10 protein-coding genes and 1 tRNA gene are annotated in these 15,756 nt (G+C 69.0%); 2 read left to right on the top strand and 9 right to left on the bottom strand.

Features of this window, described 5'->3' with window-relative positions; translation table 11 throughout:
- Window positions 1-42 precede the first annotated feature (42 nt).
- The 4 genes from BDK92_RS05565 to BDK92_RS05580 form a co-directional block, all read right to left on the bottom strand.
- Complete coding sequence (locus BDK92_RS05565; protein ID WP_121155221.1) at window positions 43-534, bottom strand: hypothetical protein; 492 nt, start codon at window positions 532-534, stop codon at window positions 43-45.
- Window positions 528-6,329, bottom strand: a complete 5,802-nt coding sequence (locus BDK92_RS05570) for a hypothetical protein (protein WP_147456920.1) — start codon at window positions 6,327-6,329, stop codon at window positions 528-530. The genes BDK92_RS05565 and BDK92_RS05570 overlap by 7 nt, the downstream gene beginning before the upstream one ends.
- Before the next feature lie 156 nt (window positions 6,330-6,485).
- Window positions 6,486-8,378: a DUF2207 family protein gene (locus tag BDK92_RS05575; protein WP_121155224.1), complete on the bottom strand. Its 1,893-nt coding sequence runs from the start codon at window positions 8,376-8,378 to the stop codon at window positions 6,486-6,488.
- A 28-nt stretch (window positions 8,379-8,406) separates the two neighbouring features.
- Window positions 8,407-8,991 (bottom strand): LemA family protein, encoded by a 585-nt coding sequence (locus tag BDK92_RS05580; RefSeq protein WP_246016842.1) that lies wholly within the window; start codon window positions 8,989-8,991, stop codon window positions 8,407-8,409.
- A 499-nt stretch (window positions 8,992-9,490) separates the two neighbouring features.
- Between BDK92_RS05580 and BDK92_RS38330 the strand changes: the two genes are divergently transcribed.
- A complete protein-coding gene (locus tag BDK92_RS38330) occupies window positions 9,491-9,691 on the top strand; it encodes a hypothetical protein (RefSeq protein ID WP_147456921.1) in 201 nt (66 codons plus the stop codon).
- A gap of 266 nt (window positions 9,692-9,957) precedes the next feature.
- Here BDK92_RS38330 and BDK92_RS05585 read toward each other — a convergent pair whose 3' ends face one another.
- The 4 genes from BDK92_RS05585 to BDK92_RS05595 all read right to left on the bottom strand — a co-directional run bounded on the left by BDK92_RS05585 (window position 9,958) and on the right by BDK92_RS05595 (window position 13,389).
- A complete protein-coding gene (locus BDK92_RS05585; protein WP_211349096.1) occupies window positions 9,958-11,076 on the bottom strand; it encodes a phosphatidylinositol-specific phospholipase C1-like protein in 1,119 nt (372 codons plus the stop codon).
- Window positions 11,077-11,412: 336 nt separating this feature from the next.
- Window positions 11,413-11,483: transfer RNA gene (locus BDK92_RS38835), tRNA-Leu, on the bottom strand.
- A gap of 471 nt (window positions 11,484-11,954) precedes the next feature.
- Window positions 11,955-12,788: a DUF5954 family protein gene (locus BDK92_RS05590; protein WP_246017481.1), complete on the bottom strand. Its 834-nt coding sequence runs from the start codon at window positions 12,786-12,788 to the stop codon at window positions 11,955-11,957.
- 307 nt (window positions 12,789-13,095) lie between these two features.
- Window positions 13,096-13,389, bottom strand: coding sequence for a DUF1330 domain-containing protein (locus BDK92_RS05595; RefSeq protein WP_121155227.1), 294 nt, complete (start codon window positions 13,387-13,389; stop codon window positions 13,096-13,098).
- Between the two features lie 184 nt (window positions 13,390-13,573).
- Between BDK92_RS05595 and BDK92_RS05600 the strand changes: the two genes are divergently transcribed.
- Window positions 13,574-15,118, top strand: a complete 1,545-nt coding sequence (locus tag BDK92_RS05600; RefSeq protein ID WP_121155229.1) for an NAD(P)-binding domain-containing protein — start codon at window positions 13,574-13,576, stop codon at window positions 15,116-15,118.
- On the opposite strand, the gene BDK92_RS05605 is transcribed toward BDK92_RS05600, so the two are convergent.
- Window positions 15,102-15,701, bottom strand: coding sequence for a nitroreductase family protein (locus tag BDK92_RS05605; protein ID WP_121161678.1), 600 nt, complete (start codon window positions 15,699-15,701; stop codon window positions 15,102-15,104). The two genes, BDK92_RS05600 and BDK92_RS05605, sit on opposite strands and share 17 nt — an antisense overlap.
- Between the last annotated feature and the right edge of the window lie 55 nt (window positions 15,702-15,756).

The raw sequence follows: 15,756 nt of genomic DNA on the forward strand, positions 1-15,756 counted from the left end.
ACGACACCGCCACCCGGAACTGCCTGCCCCGACCCGGTGACGTCAGGTCGGCGTCCTGACCGGACACGGGCCGGAATCGGCACCGGTACGGCAGGTGATCGGTGCCGACACGCTCGACCAGCAGTAACGCACCTCGTCGATCTTGTCTAGCGGCTGGAAGTAGGCGGCGTACCCGGTGACCTGGTGGTTGGTGGGCGACAGTCGGGCGACCCCGCCCGGCCGGGTCACGCTCGCCAGGCCGTCGGCGTCGGTGGTCGCGGAGAACAGCGCCTCGCTGTGCGCGTTGTTCGGGCCCACCACCGTGACCGCCAGCTTCACGGTGACCCCGGCGATCGGTTCGCCGTCCCTGGTCAGCCGCGCGCTGACGGTGAGCGGGGCGGTTAGGTCGTCAACCTCGACCGGCGACACCTGGAGCACGGTGTCGGTGCAGCCGCCAGCACAGCCGCCGAGCGGGCCGACAAGGCCGCCGGCGAGCACCAGGGCGAGCAGCCCGGTACGTCGCCGGCGGACCTCCGCCGGAATGCCGGTCAACATGCCCCGCCGTCGCCGGTGTTCTCCTGCCTGGGCGCGTGCTCGCCGTCGAACGGCCAGGCCGCGTACGCCAGCAGGTCGAAGATGTAGTCGTCCACGTCGTCTCCCGGATCGAGCATGGTCACCACGCTGGGTCGGCCGCCGGGCACGGTCACCCCGTTGCGGGACTTCTCCGCCAGACCTGGCCAGACCGCCAGGACGATCTCGGCCAACGGGATGCCCCAGGTGCTGACCTCGACCGTCACCCGGCTGGGCTGCTGCAGATCGTAGCGGTGGTAGTAGACGCTGTCGTACAACCGGGTCAGCTGCAGGTCCTGTTTGAAGAAGTCCGGTCCGATGATCTTGTCGATCCGCATCAGCAGGTCGATGTCGAGATCGAGGTGGACGCCGGCCATCGACATGGTCGCCTGACCGAAGGTGCCGTCGAACGCCAGGAACAGGTAGCCCAGCTCCCTGGGCAACTCGAACGGCAGGTCGGTACGGACATTGCCTGGCCGCAGCGTCGCCTGGCGGATGTCGGTGAGGTGGAAGGTGATGTCACTGATCCAGCTCTCTCTCACCTCCGCGTGTCCGGCGAACAACCCGCGTACCAGCCCGAAGCAGTTGAAGAATTCGAGGTCCACGTCCTGCCTCGGCACCCGGAGGTGCAGGTTGCCGACCATCCGTAGTTCGTCGGTGTCCGGGGTTGAGGTGATCGTGACGACCTGGGTTTCCGGCGCGAGTTCGACGGTGGTCCGGTGGCCGAGGTTGGTGATGTGCAGTTCCAGATCGTCGGGCCCGACCACCGCGAGGTCGGTCTTCCGAACCAGGTTCGCCTCGACCTCCACGTCGATGTCGAGAGTGTCCCGTCCGTCGTTCGCCGTGTAGTCCACGGTGGGCAGGTTGTCGCCCTGGGCGCTGCCGAAACCTCTGGCGCCGAACGTCATGTCGGTGGGAACGTCGCTCAGCTGGACCTGGCCGGTGGCCGGGTCACCGTTGAACGTGCCGGTGGCCTTGATGGAGAGGTTGTCGACGACCGTCGAGTTCTTGACCCGCACCGAGGTGGGCGAGCCGACTTTGCCACTCACCTCCAGGTCGCCCGGAATCGGGTCGAGGTGGGCCATCGCCCGAGTCGAGCCGAAGATCGGCACCTGGTCGGCCTGGGCGTGCAGGTCCAGGGTGCCGGCCGAGTCCACGTCCGAGTCGTACCTGATGGTGAGCGTGTCGGTGAGGTCGATCGGGCCCAGGGTGAAGTTGATCCCGGACGGCAGGTCGGTCAGGGTCGCCTCGGCCTTGATCCGGTCCGGCGGCGACGGTACGAAGACCGAGTCGTCGACGTACAGGGTCAACGTGTTCGTCCGGGGCTGGTATCCGGCGAACGAGTAGCTGCGTGTTGTCGGGTCGACGGTTACCCGGGTGGGCAGTCCCGAGACGTTGATGATCCCGGTCAACCCGAAGCACTTCCCGTCCACGCAGAACGGGCCCTGGTCGGCGCAGCCCGGCCCGGTGCCGCAGCCCCGGTCCACCACCGAGGCACCGTTGGCGTAGCGCGGTGCCCCCAGCCCGTCCAGCGCGGCCACCTTGCCCAGCCAGAACTGCGTCTCCACGTCGAGCGTCGTGTCGGCGGTGTAGTCGACCACCCCGTTGGCGGAACTGAAGGTGACTGTTCCCGGGATCGGCCCGAGCCGCCCGAGTGCTCCCAGCCGGACGTCCTGCGCACCGCCCGCGGCCAGCCGTACGTCACCGTCCAGCGCGATGGTCTGCCGATCCGCGTGGTAGCTGGCCGTGATCGACGAGCCGGAATGACCGAACTCGGCGTCCCGCAGACCGGTGATCGACGCACTGCCGTCGATGTTGCCGTTGACCTCGTTGTAGTGGGTCGCCAGGTGTGACCCGTTCGGCGCCAGGGCGCCAGCGTGGTTGGTCACCGCGAACGCGGCGCTCCCCAGCGAACTGCCCTCGGCGGCCCGGAAGGCGTACGTGCCGTTTCCCCAGTCCGCGTCGAACCGGGCCGGCACGTCGCGTACGTCCGCGAACGCGGACCAGGTCCGGCCCGCGTACGGCACGTGGGCCAGGAACGAGATCGCCGAGATGGGTGCCGACATGGTGGTCGCGGCGTGCCGGGCCGGCAGGTCGACCAGCGCGTCCACGGTGGCCGGCACCCCGGTCACCGAGGCGGTCAGGTAACCCGTGCTGGCGCTGGTCACGGTAAGCCCGACCGAGTCCACCGCGGCGGAGTTGCGGACGGCCACGGTGGTCCGGTCACCGACCGTACCGTTGACGTGCATCGTGGCCGGCAACCGGCCGACCGTGGCCCGGCCGCGCACCACTGGGAAGGTCTGGTTGGTGGTGGTCAGGTCGGCGTCGAAGCGCAGGCTGCCCAGCGGCGCCGAAGCGGTGTACCGGAAGTCGATCGAGCCGCCGTTGACCTCGACCGGGCCGACCGTCATGTCCAGTTCGGGCGGCAGACCGGAGAGGCTGGCCAGGGCCCGTACGTCAGGCAGGGTGTCGACCAGCCCGGCCAGGCGCAGGTACGCCTGCAACGGCGCGGCCGGCGGCCGGTAGCCGGTGAACACCACCGTACGCGCCCGGGTGTCCACGGCCAGGTTGCTCGGCAGTCCGGGTAGCCGGACCGTGCCGACGAGTCCGAGGCAGCGGGTGAAGACCGTGCAGAACACGCCCTCGTCCTCGGCGCAGCCGTTGCCGGTGTCGCAGCCGTTTCCGACCAGGGCCACCCCGTTGGCGAACAGCGGTGCACCCAGCCCTGCGAGCGCGGCCACCTTGCCCACCCGTACGCCGATGGTCAGGCCGACGTTGCCGCTCGCGGTGTAACTGAGCCGGCCGTCGGCAAAGGTGGACCGGATGGTGTTCGGCAACCCGTCCACCCGGGCCACTGCGGAGAGTTGGGTGTCGTCGACGCCGTTCGCGGCGAGCAGCACGTCCGCGTCCACGAACACCGGATCACCACCGGTGTCGGTGTCCAGCCGGAAGGTCTGTCCGCCGCCGTCGCGCGCGTATTCCACCCAGGACAGGTTGCGCACCGACACGCTGCCGTCGAGGTCACCGGTGACCTGCCGGTAGCGTACGGCCAGGTGCAGCCCGGTCGGTGCGACCTGGCCGGTGTGATTGGTGACCGCGAACCGGGCCCCGCCGAGCGGTCCGGACAGGCCCCGGAACCGGTAGGTGCCCTCGGCGAAGTCCGCGTCGAACCGGGCCGGCACGCCGGTCAGGTCGGCCATCGCGATCCAGTCCCGACCACCGGACGGCAACCGGACCACCGCCGCCAGGCTGGTCAGCGGATCGGACTGGGTGCCGTCGAGGTGTCGGGCCGGCAAGTCCAGCAGGAAGTCCATGGTGCTGGCCAGCCCGGCTGCGGCCGCTGACAGGTAGTGGTCCTGCTGCGGGCGCAACGTCTCCACGTGCGCGGGGCTGGCGAACACCTCCACCTTCTGCACCCGGCTGGTCGCCTCGTACCGTAGCCGAGGCCGGTCGCCCAGGTCGTAGGAGAGGTCGATCCGTTCGGGCAGCTCGTTGACGGTGGCGAACAGGGTCGGCCCGGCGGCCGTGTTGGTGTACGCGGCGAACACCCGGTGGATCACCGAGCTGGTCTGGTACGCGACCGTACGCGCCACGGTGTCCACGTCCAGCGACGCGGTGGCCGGCAGGTTGGACATCTCCAACCGGGCCTTGTGCAGCCCGTCCAGGTCACCGGCGGCGACGAAGGGCTGCCCGCCCGGGTCGAACGTGGTGGTGAGCCGGGGATGCCCGTCATAGTAGGCGTCCACCTGCCGCATGCCGGTGACCCGGGCGGATACGCCCAGCGCGGTGCCGTCGGTGACCAGCGTCGCGTGGTCGCTGTCGTACGGCGCGAACGTGCCGAGGTTGCGCGAGATGGCCACGGTGGCGGAGCCGAGCGGCTGGGCGCCGTTGAACGCCACGTGGCTGGTACCGGTGTCGGCGGTGAGCTGCACCTCGGTGGGTAGCCCGCGCAGCGAGCCTCGGCCGACCAGGCCGCCCGCCTTGTCGTACACCGCGACGTCCAGCGCGGCGAGCTGGCTGGCTGCGGTGTAGTCGAGATCGACCCCGGTTTCGGTGTTCGCCAACGCCGCGTTGAACGAGGTGGGGATCGCCTCGGCGGTGGCCTGGACCGCGTTGACCAGGCCCGTGGGCTGGTAGCCGAAGTCGGCGAAGAGCACCCGGTCGATGCCGGCGGACGCCTGGTACTCGAGGGTGGCCTTGCCGCCGGGAGGCCGGGTCAGCTCGACGAACACGCTGGTGGGCAACTCGTCGACGGCGAGCTGGGTGAACTCGTCGACGCCGTCGCGGTTGCTGAGCACCTGGACGTCCAGGTGGGTGGCGGTGTCGCTGGTCGAGTCCACCACCACGTTCTGGTCGGTGGTCTCGCTGCCCGGATCGATCCGGGCCCGGGCGGAGAAGATCGACGGTACGGGCGAGAACCGGGCACTTGCCACCGTCGGCTGGTACGGGTCACCCGCGTCGTCGTCGGTGACCGAGGCCAGCCCGGCGGTCACCGCGAGCGCGTTGCCGGCACCAGCCTGGAGCAGCCGGGCCTGGATGTCGTACACGCCCCGGAGCAGGGTCACCGGGTTGAACGTGAACAGTCCCAAGGTGCCGGTAGGCAGGGTGCTACCGCGCCGCAGTCCGTCGAAGCCGACCGAGATCCGCTGGTGGCCGGGGAGGTCGTAGACGGCCCAGACGTGCGCCGGCAGTGGCTGACCGGCCAGTTCGCTGGTGGGCAGTCGGAGCGCCAGCAGGGCGACGCCGACGTTGATCAGGTCCAGCAGGGCTTCCAACTTCTCCGTCAGCAGCGCCTGGAGATCTTCGATGAGGTCCTGCAACCGCAGCCGTTCGATCAGCAGCTCGGGATGAAGGATGATCTGGAGCGGGTCCCTGAGCAGTTCCAGGACGACGGCGAGGCGATCCTGGGCCGCGGTGAGTGTGGACTGCACATCGAGGAGCTGACGCGACGCGGCGACCACGTCGCCGGGAAGCGCCACCGGTAGCAGGTCGGCCAGTACGTCCGGGGTGCCGTCACCGGTCACGTCCACGATCGCGGGTACGGCCAGCGGCAGGGTGAGCGAGCAGGACACCGTCTTGGTGGCCGACTCCGAGCAGATCCGGTACGTGATCCGCGGAATGCCGTCCGGCAACTGCTCCAGCAGCGCCAGCGGGTCGACCGGCAGCGGTGGCGGGATGTTGCCGCTGGCGAGTGCCGCGATCAGTGCCTCCAGCGTGACCGGGTTCGCCGGATCGACGAACTGGGCCGAGGAGACCTGGGGCTGGAGCTTGCGGGCGTCCAGGTCCGGGGTGCGGTCCGGATGAAGCCGGCCGGCCCGGTCGAGTGTGGTGATGGCGTCCGCCGAGGTGGCGTCGATCAGTTCCTGGGCGGGGTGCATCGGCACGGTGAGCGGCACGGGCCTGACCGGCGGGTTCGGCACCACCGGGGCCCGGTCGACGTCGACCGTGCCGGCGGCGGGGTCGACCGCGGGTAGCGGGGCGATCGGCGTCAGCGCGGCGGATTGCCCCCGGTCGACCTGCACCGAGCCGGGTGCCGGGTCGACGGGTGGCACCTGGGCGAGTCGCGGCATGATCGCCGTACGCGACGGCTGCGTGGGCGCGTCCGGCGCCGTACCGTCCGGTGTGGTCGAACCGGGTTTCGAGCTTGCCGTGCCAGGCTTCGGAGCTGCCGGAACAGGCTCGGCCCGGGCCGGATCTGGTACCGCGAGTTGGCCGGCCACCAGAATCGCGACAGCGGCGGTGGTCAGGAGTGTACGGCCAAGGCTTGCGCGAATGTGCATGACGACGCCTCCCCCGGGTGGCGATGGACGCGATAAGCCTCCCCCATACATTGACAGACGTCTACTAACGATTGGGTATCCGACATCTGCTCCGGGTCCTTGATGCGCATCCGGAAGTGACGACCCCAGGCGTCCCGGGACGCCTGGGTGGCGCCTTCAGCTCGTCGGTGCGGCCTGGACCGCGGCCCGGTCGAGCGCGAGCGGTAGCAGACCGGCCAGTTGGGTGGCGGCGACGTTCCGTCCCGGCGCAAGCATGACCACCACGTTGCCCCGGCGTCCGACCACGCGGTCCTTGGCGAGGTACGCCTCGTCCCCGCGCGGGGTGGGCAGCGGCTGGCCGGCGCCCTTGCCGATGACCAGAACGACTCGCCCGGCCCGGCCGCGTACCACGCTGACCGAGACCGCGAACGTACCGGTCAGGTCGTTGAAGTTGGTGTTCGTGTAACGCGGGTCGCCACGGTAGCCCGAGTCGCGGTCCGGTCGCACCTGGCGGCCCACCACGGCACTGAGTTCGTCGGCGGTCAGCAGCGACTCGGCGACGTTACCGGCCACAGTGCCCGCATCGGCCGAGTCGTCGGTGACGTGCGGCGCGGGAGTCGCCGCCCGCAACACGGTGACCTGCTTGACGCGGCGGGTCCACCGGCGCACCTGGGCGGTCACCACGTCACCCAGCTCGCACTGGCCGGAGATCTCCTTCGGCAGGACCCAGGCCCGGGTCCGATCGGACCGACCGTCGTCGATCACCAGGTAGTAGTTGATCGGTGTCCGGTCGCTGCTCTCATCCGAGCTGTGGTACTGCCACATCTGGTACCAGATCACCTCACCGGAGACCGTGGCCGTGCCCGCCACGTCACCGAAGACCCGGATCATCGTGTACGCCGCGTAGCCGAGCAGGGCAAGCCCGACGAAGAGAATGCCGAGGGTGATCGAGTCCAGTTCGGCGAGGTTGAGCCACGGCTGGAACCACCGGCCGAAAAGGAAGTGGAACGGATCGTGGGCCGGGTCGACCGGCCGGCTCTCCTGTCGGGCCGCGGCCGGCCCGACAATGCCGACGAGCGACCAGCCGAACCCGGCTGCGCCGAGCGCCCGGACAAAGGGCCAACCAAGCGGCTGGCCGTACCGGGGCAGGGTGTTCGGGTAGCTGACCCCGACCTGGCGCCAGGTGCCGCCGTACGCCGACCAGATGCGACTCCGGTCGGCCAGGCCGAGGTGGATGACCTGCGACGCCGCCCGGGTCACGCCGAGCGCGGCCCCGTACGACAGGTAGCGGTGCCAGACCGTCACGGCCGCCGGGGGCAGGTCCGCGAATGCCTCGTGCCCGACCAACCAGGCGCGGAGGCCGAGCCAACGAGCGGCGACGGCCCGGCCCAGCGGGGTGTCGCGTTCACCCATGTTCCGTCCGGCGATGCCGGAAAGGACCATCGTCGTGACGAAGAAGGCCGCACCCACACCGCCCCAACGATCGGCTGCCTGAATCCGGGACAGATAGTGGTAGGAACCGGCGGCGACGCCCAGCCCGGCGAGGGCGCCGAACACACCGAACGCGACGACCAGGCCCTTGGGGAACCGGCGCCGGGTCAGGCCGAGCCGGCGGGCCTCGTCGATCACCGCGCGGCGCAGCGAGCTGGACCAGAGACCGGCGCGCTTCTCGTTGGCGAAGGCCAGGGCGGTCAGCGGTACCATCCCACCGACCGCGCGCTCGACCACCCGGTCGAGGACCTGGCGCTCGTATTCGTTGAGCCCGTCGGTGCGGCCCGTCGGGTGCACGGTGCTGTCGCGGGACTCGGGGCCAGCCTGCCGTAGCTCCAGATAGCCCCGGGCGGCGAGGTCGAGCAGGGTCGACTCGGCGGCGTCGACGGTGAGGCTCCACCGGTTGGCCAGCAGGTTGACCACCGCCGGGGACTCCGGGCCGGGCAGCGTCATCGACGCCGGGGCGGGGGCGACGTCAGCCGGTCGGGTGAACAGCAGGGCGATCCAGTAGACGCCGGCCCAGCCGAGCAGGCACACCGCCGGCAGTCCCAGCTCGATGGCCAGGTCAACGGGATTCATCGCATGACTCCGGTGATCGTCCGGGTCCTCAGAACCGCACCGCTACATCGGCGCGTTCGTCGCCCGCCGCCTCGAAGTACGGCTCGGCACGGAACCCACCCAGACCAGCGATGATGTTGACCGGCAACGTCTGTACCGCCGTGTTCAGCGACTGGACCGCGTTGTTGTAGAACTGCCGGGCGTACGCAACCTGGTTCTCGGTGCCGGCGAGTTCACGTTGGAGTTCGACGAAGTTCTCACTCGCCCGCAACTGCGGGTACGCCTCGGCCACCGCGAACAACCGGCCGAGCGCCTGGGTCAGCGCTCCCTCGGCTGCGGCCCGGGCCGGCGTACCACCCGGCGTACCACCCGGCGTCCCCGCTGCGGCGACCCGGGCGGCGGTCACCGCCTCCAGCGTCGTCCACTCGTGCCCGGCGTACCCACGTACCGTCTCCACCAGGTTCGGAATCAGCGAGTGGCGCCGCTTGAGCTGGACGTCCACCTGCGCCCACGACGCCCGCACCTGGGCCCTCAGCCGTACGAGGCGGTTGTAGCCGCGTACCGCGGCGACCAGCAGGACGATCACCAGCAGGACCAACGCCGCCAGCACGCCCACCACCAGGCCAGAATCCACCAGAACCACCTCTCCGCTCAACCAGGTCGCCCGAGCGTCCCCGGCGACCGCCAACACGATCTGCCGTGCAGTTGTCAAGGGGCTAGCGGCTGGTCATCCATCCGATTACTCCAACCGTTCGCCCCTGCACCCAGTTTGGGTGGGGTCCCGGGTCGAGCCCGGTCCGCGCGCGGATGCCGGCACGAACTGGTGACTCAGGGGTGGACGGTTCCCGGGCCGGCGGGGCAGGCCACGACGGCGCACGCTTAGCTCGTTGCGCCATACTTGGAGTGAGGTCATGGCCGAGCCGAAGGCATGGATGTGGATGGTGGGCGAGCCGAGGTCACCGCGCCCACCAGGTACGTCGGATCGGCAGCAGTCCGCACATGTCGGTCTTGGACGGCATCGTGCGGTGGGACTTGAAGCTCGTGAGCCGGCTGGAGTTCGCCTCGGGGCGGTGGCGATGCGGTACGAGCCGAGAAGGTAACCATCGGGCTCGTTGGCCCAAGCCGGCCACACCGTGGAGCCCATTTCGAGTACAGCGATCCTGGATGCTCTCCGGCCCGAGTGGGTGTCGCTGCTGGCCATGCTCAGCGGCAACGCGCAGCGGTTCTACCAACGCCCGGGCTACCGCTACGCCGGCCCGTACCGCTCCGGCTCGGACGGACCCGTCCTCGACCTGCTTTTCCAATCAGCCGACGGCGACCCAAGCCCACCGTAAGCAGGATTGTCTGTTTTCCAGGGCGTTGATGCACAGCGGAGATTCCCCATCGAACCGTAGCCTGACGCGCGGCTGCTGAGGCCCATGCCGATGGCAGCGGAGCCTCAGCAGCCGATTACGTTCAGACAGCGTCAGTGAACGTGTGAGACGCCAGGTTCGTACCTCAAACTGTGCGTGCACATCAGCAAAGATGTACGCCCACACCGAGTCATTGGGATGAACGGCAAAATGCTCCGGATCGGGGGTCGGTCAGGGCGCGCGGACGCCTACCCCTCCAGCTTGCCGTCGTGGCAGTTGCGGGGCTCGGAGACCGGGTCGCACCGCACCGGGACCGCACCGGGGAGTTCGGCCACGAAGTCACTGTCGTACCGCGCGGCCATGCCCACCGTCGGGAAGTCGGTGGTCACCAGTTGGGCACCGCTGGCCAGCGCGACATCCAGCCGGCTGAACTCCTCGTCCTTGACCGTGCTCAGCGGCTCATCCGACCGCGTACGCACCATGTAGCCGCGCTTGACCAGGTCGGTGATGGTCGCCGTGTTCGCACCACGGGGGTCGTTCACCATGGTGATCGCGGCGTCCGGGTCACCAGGGTTGCCCCGGGTGAAGACCGCCCGGCCGGCGAGGCTGGGGTGGCCGTCCAGGTACATGTCCCGGATCGCGCCCGGTCCGCCGTTGTCGAAGAAGAACATCACCTTGCCCCGGGCCCACTTCAGGGTCGGCCAACCGTTCTTGAGCACCGACTGCTCCAGCGTAAGGCCGGGCTTGCGCAGGTCGTCGGCGGTGATCAGCTCGTTCTCGGTGAAGACGGAACGAATCTCCTCGTCGATGTCATCCAGCAGCGCCGGGTCCCATGCCGGGCTGACGGCGCCGCCCGCCTGCTCCAGGCGGTCGTCGGTCTGCTTAAGTTCGAGTTGGAACAGGATCGGCACGTGCTCGGGATTGGCCCGCGACCACTCCTGGACCTGCTGCATGCAGCTGACCAACGTACGGCAGGTGCTGTTGTAGTCCATGTCGGCCACATGCAGCACCTTCATGCCCGGAGTGGCCATGGCCGGATCATCGATCGGACCCAGCCCGGCTAGCTTACGGGGAAGCGGATGCCGGTAGAGCCCACCTTGCGGGTCGGGCAACAGGTCCAGCTCAAGCCCGCGCATGTTCTGCCGGCCGAGCAGGTCCCGGATGGATGCGTGGGAGTACCACCCCCAGGACGGGTAGGTGGGATCGATCTTCATCGATGCTTCGAGCTCGGCGCCCTGCATCTCCCGGTGATAGGCGTTGTGGGCGCCCATAAACTGGATCTGGTTCATCCGGACGCCAGCGGCGTCGGACGAGCCGGCGGCGAGAGCTGGCTGCTGCGCCGGCATCACGGTCGGTAACAGACTCACTGCGGCGACGGCGACAACGACGCCGGCAACCACCGCGCCCATACGACTAACAACGGACATGCGTTTTTTTAAGTGGAGATTCACTGAATTAGGGTCGAAAGTCGGCGTGAACTCCCCATGTCATCGGTCCAGTGGTCAGCCAACCGGGTCATGAACCTTGCACGGAGGGAACACTCGCCGCCGCGCCTTCACCCAACGGCCAACACGAAAAAGATCGACGTCCTGCCATCCCGTGTCGCCCCGTGCTTTTTCGTGTGCCCGGACTATGCCCGGAATAAAGATCAAGAGCCCGCCCCCTCAAAATCGGGGACGGGCTCTGACCTGGTGTTTCCTTTGTAGCGGGGACAGGATTTGAACCTGCGACCTCTGGGTTATGAGCCCAGCAAAGGAGTCGAGACCTGATTGCTTCCGGTCCATTTTCGCAGGTCAATCCTGTGGTTCGATGATCCCTTGTGATGCCTGGTGCCCCCTCGCGGTGGGACGTCTGCCCGGAATTTACCCGGAAGATGATCTTGATGTGGACACAGATACATCGAAGATCGCCACAACAAGGCGCCAGCACTTCAGCCGATTACATCGAAGCTCAACGACTGATGCAGCCCACGCGAGGAGAACGACGCGGCGGCGCGCCGCCTCAATCTGATCGACAGGGCCGCGCGCATTGCCGCCCCCGCTCGACCACGTTGACCGAGTCGCTGAGCACGTCGGAGGCGACCGCGTTCGCCGCGGACTGGCGGGGAATCGAACGACGGCAAAGGCAACGACGGCAAAGGCTGAACGCGCGTACGACGGCACGCCACCTCGGCCGGCTGCGGCACGATCTCGAACAGTTCACCGGCGACGGCGCGCCGAAACCCGGACGGCCTCGACCGGGGTCGTCACTCCGGATCCGGCATCCTGCCCTGCTCGCGGAGCTGCTGGAAGTGCAGCTCCGGCGGCGGCTCCGGGTCCCAGTCGGAGGGTCGGGGCGTTTCCGGGCCGTCCGGGCCGACCCGGACGAAGGACTCGACCCGGGTCACCCGGCAGCGGACACCCTTCACCTCGAACTCGTTCGTCCGAGGAGGCTCGAACTCCTCCAGCGCGCGGGCGTACGCGGCCCTGATCTCGTCGATCGACGCGTTCTCGTGCGGGACGATGTCGCTGAACCTGAAACGAGCCGACTCCCGCGCCGCCTGCGGCGTCGGGTAGGTGGAGAACGACCGGGGCCGCCACCTGCCGCCCACGTACTCGCCGACGGTGTAACCGACCGGCAGCAGCACCACGTTCGGGTGGGTCGCCAACCCCCTGCGGGAGTCCTCCCGTACGTCGTCGGGCACGATCCCCGCCTTCTTGTAGAACGCGGGGACCAGTTCCATCCGCAGCAGCCCGTCGGAGAACCCGGTGGCCGCGGCCGGGTCGATGACGAACCCCTCCATCTGCGAACCGCTCGTGCCGCTCTCACCCGCCGGGCGGGAGTCCGGGTCGGTGGGCCGGGGCGGTTCCGGGCCGTCCGGTCCCATCCGCAGGAAGGGCTGGGCGCGGATGATCCGGTAACGACGGCCGTTGACCGTCAGGTCGTTGACCACCTCCCAGTCGAGCAGCCGGATCGCCGTCTCGTACTCCTTACGTTCCGCCGCCTTCTCGGCGGTGTCCGGCGTCTCGCTGAGCAGCCGCCGGAAGTGGGAACCGAGACCGTCCCGGGTGCCCTGCGGCTGGTCGCCGACGAGGCTGATGACCCGCCACCGGCCGTCGACCTCCTCGGCTGAACCGAAGACCGGCGCCCCCCCACATCAGTTTGGGATAGGCGAGCGAACGGCGGCGCGCGTCCTCCTCGGAGACCGCCGACACCGGGTCGTCCCGCTGTTCGATATTGATCAGCAGGTGGTCCGGCACCTGCTTACCGTCAGACGTCATACACGCAGTGTGCCCCGTCGTCCGCCCACCCACCGCCCGCACCACGCCCGCCTCCTCCGCCGACGAGCAGCGGCATGCGTACGCTCGTGACCCCGTGACCCCTGGTCGGTAACGAACAAGGAGGCGTCAGTCCTGCACCGCGTTCACGATGCGGATGTCGCGCTCGGCACCGTCGCCGAGTGCCGCGAGCGCCTCCTGGTACGCAGGGCTGCGATATGCCGCGACCGCCGCATCGGCGCTGTCGAAGCGGATGAGGGTGGTGCGCGGAACGGCGGATCCCTCCAAAACGTGCACCGGCTTGCCACGGGCGAGGAACACTCCGCCTGCCGCCCGGATCGCCGGGCCGGCCAACTCAACGTAGCGCGCGAGCCTGGCCTCGTCGCGGACAGCGGTCAACGTGATGATCCAATAGGCGGTCATGCCCCTATGACGCCTCTTCGTCGCCGGGCCCGACGGCCGGCTCGGCCGTCGGCGGGTCGAGCATCCGCCTGACGCGCGCCGGGTCCCGGCAGCGGTGCTGCCCTGCCGGTCGAGGCGGCATTGACACGCCCCGCCATCCATTCCATGGTCGATGGATTCATCTCTCCGTCGAAGGGGTCGCAGGATGGTCGACAACGAGCACAGGTACGTCATCGTCGGGGCGGGACCTGCCGGTGTCCAGCTGAGCTACTACCTTCAGCAGCATGGTGCCGATTACCTGACGCTCGAAAGTGGCGACGAGCCGGGCGGGTTCTTCCGGCGGTTTCCACGCCATCGCCGGCTCATCTCGTTGAACAAGGTGCACACCGACAGCACCGATCCTGAGATTCGCCTGCGCTGGGACTGGAATTCGCTGCTCAACGACTCCCCGGACCTGCTGTTCCCGAGGTTCAGCGACGAGTATCTGCCCGCGGCCGACGACCTGGTGCGCTACCTCGCCGAGTTCCAGCGGGTCCACCAGCTCAACATCCGATACGGCACGACGGTCGAGCGGATCGCGCGGACGGGCGACGGTTTCACGCTGAGTACCGACCAGGGTGAGGTGGGTGCGCGTTGCCTCGTCGTCGCGACCGGCTGGGGCCAGCCATTCGTGCCGGCCATCAAGGGCATCGAACATGCGATCGGGTACGAGGACATGGTCATCGAACCCACGGCGTACGACGGCCAGCGGGTCCTGATCATCGGTAAAGGCAACTCCGCCTTCGAGACCGCGTCGGCCATCCTCGGCCGGGCGTCGATGGTGCACCTCGCCAGCCGGCAACCACTGCGGCTCGCGTGGAACACCAAGCACCCCGGGGACGTCCGTGGCCAGTACGGCGCAATCCTCGACAGCTACCAGTTCAAGACTCTGCACTCGGTGCTCGACTGCACCATCGACGAGATCCGTCCCGTCGACGGGCGGTTCCAGGTGTCGATCACGTACACCCATGCCGACGGTGAGACGGCCGTGCTCGACTACCACACGGTGCTGCGGTGCACCGGTTTCCGGATGGACGTCACGCTGTTCGACGAGACGTCCCGGCCCGACATGGTGCGCGACGGCCGCATGCCGGGGTTGCGCCCGGACTGGCAGTCGAGCAACGTCGACGACCTGTACTTCGCCGGCACCATCGCCCAGGCCCGGGACGTCAAGCACGCGTCGTCGCCGTTCATCGACGGCTTCCGGTACAACCTCCGTACGCTGACCCGGATCCTGCGCGAGCGGTACGAGGACGTACCGCTGCCGTACGCCACGACACCGGCCGACGCCGCGTCGTTGGCCAAGCTGATGCTCGACCGAGTCAACTGGTCCTCGGCGCTGTGGACCCAGTTCGAATACCTCTGCGACGTCTTCGTACGTGACGACGCCACCGGCGACTTCCACCACTACGAGGACCTGCCGGAGGACTACGCCGTGGAGCGCTTCGCCGCCGCCGCGCACTGGTACACGCTCGCCCTGCGGTGGGGCCGCGACGATCAGGGCGACGTCTTCGCCATCGAGCGCCACCCGACCCCGGACCGGGCCCGGGAGAGCGCCTTCATCCATCCGGTGATCCGGCGGTACCGCGGCGCCGAACTGGTAGCCGAGCAGCACCTACTGGAGGATCTGCTGGCCGAGTGGCGGCGCCCGGACCGGCACGTCGAGCCGCTGGTCGAGTTCCTGACCGGGGACCTCACCAGCGGATCATGACCTCATCGAGGGGTTTGCGGGTCAGCTCGGGGACCTGCGCGTCCGGCGCGGGATAGCCGACCGGCATCACCACGTACGGGCGCTCCTCCGGCGGACGCTCGCACACCTCGTTGAGGAACCGCATCGGGTTGGGCGTGTGGGTCAGTGTCACCAGGCCGGCGTGGTGCAGCGCGCTGATCAGCAGCCCGACCGCGATGCCGACGGATTCCTTGACGTAGTACGGCTTCGGGCTGTGTGGCCCCTGGTGTACCTCGAAGACGACGATGACGGCCGGTGCGATCTCCAGGAACGGCTTCCGCCAGTCGGTGCCGAGCCCGGCGATCGCACCCAGCCACTCCGGCGAGGCGCGGCGGTCGTAGAACGCGCGCTCCTCGGCCTCGGCGGCCTCGCGTAGCCGGCGCTTGCGGGCCGGGTCGGTCAGCACGACGAACCGCCACGGCTGCACGTTGGCGCCACTGGGTGCGGTCGAGGCGGCCCGGATCGCGGCCTCGATCACCCCGTCCGGTAGGGCGTCGCCAGCGAAGTCGCGTACGGAGCGGCGCCGCGCCATCCGTTCCGCGAACGCCTCCGCCTCGCGCACCATGTCCGTCGGCGGTCTACGGTCGTGCTGGATCGGGACCTTCGGTAGCAGGTCGGTG

It is taken from the genome of Micromonospora pisi (assembly GCF_003633685.1).
GTDB lineage: Bacteria > Actinomycetota > Actinomycetes > Mycobacteriales > Micromonosporaceae > Micromonospora_G > Micromonospora_G pisi.

Excerpts from the sequence above, each read along its gene's own strand:
- BDK92_RS05565 (WP_121155221.1), bottom strand. The coding sequence starts at position 534 with ATGTTGACCGGCATTCCGGCGGAGGTCCGCCGGCGACGTACCGGGCTG.
- BDK92_RS05570 (WP_147456920.1), bottom strand. The coding sequence starts at position 6,329 with ATGCACATTCGCGCAAGCCTTGGCCGTACACTCCTGACCACCGCCGCT.
- BDK92_RS05600 (WP_121155229.1), top strand. The coding sequence starts at position 13,574 with ATGGTCGACAACGAGCACAGGTACGTCATCGTCGGGGCGGGACCTGCC.
- BDK92_RS05605 (WP_121161678.1), bottom strand. The coding sequence starts at position 15,701 with ATGGTGCGCGAGGCGGAGGCGTTCGCGGAACGGATGGCGCGGCGCCGC.
- BDK92_RS05575 (WP_121155224.1), bottom strand. The coding sequence starts at position 8,378 with ATGAATCCCGTTGACCTGGCCATCGAGCTGGGACTGCCGGCGGTGTGC.
- BDK92_RS05595 (WP_121155227.1), bottom strand. The coding sequence starts at position 13,389 with ATGACCGCCTATTGGATCATCACGTTGACCGCTGTCCGCGACGAGGCC.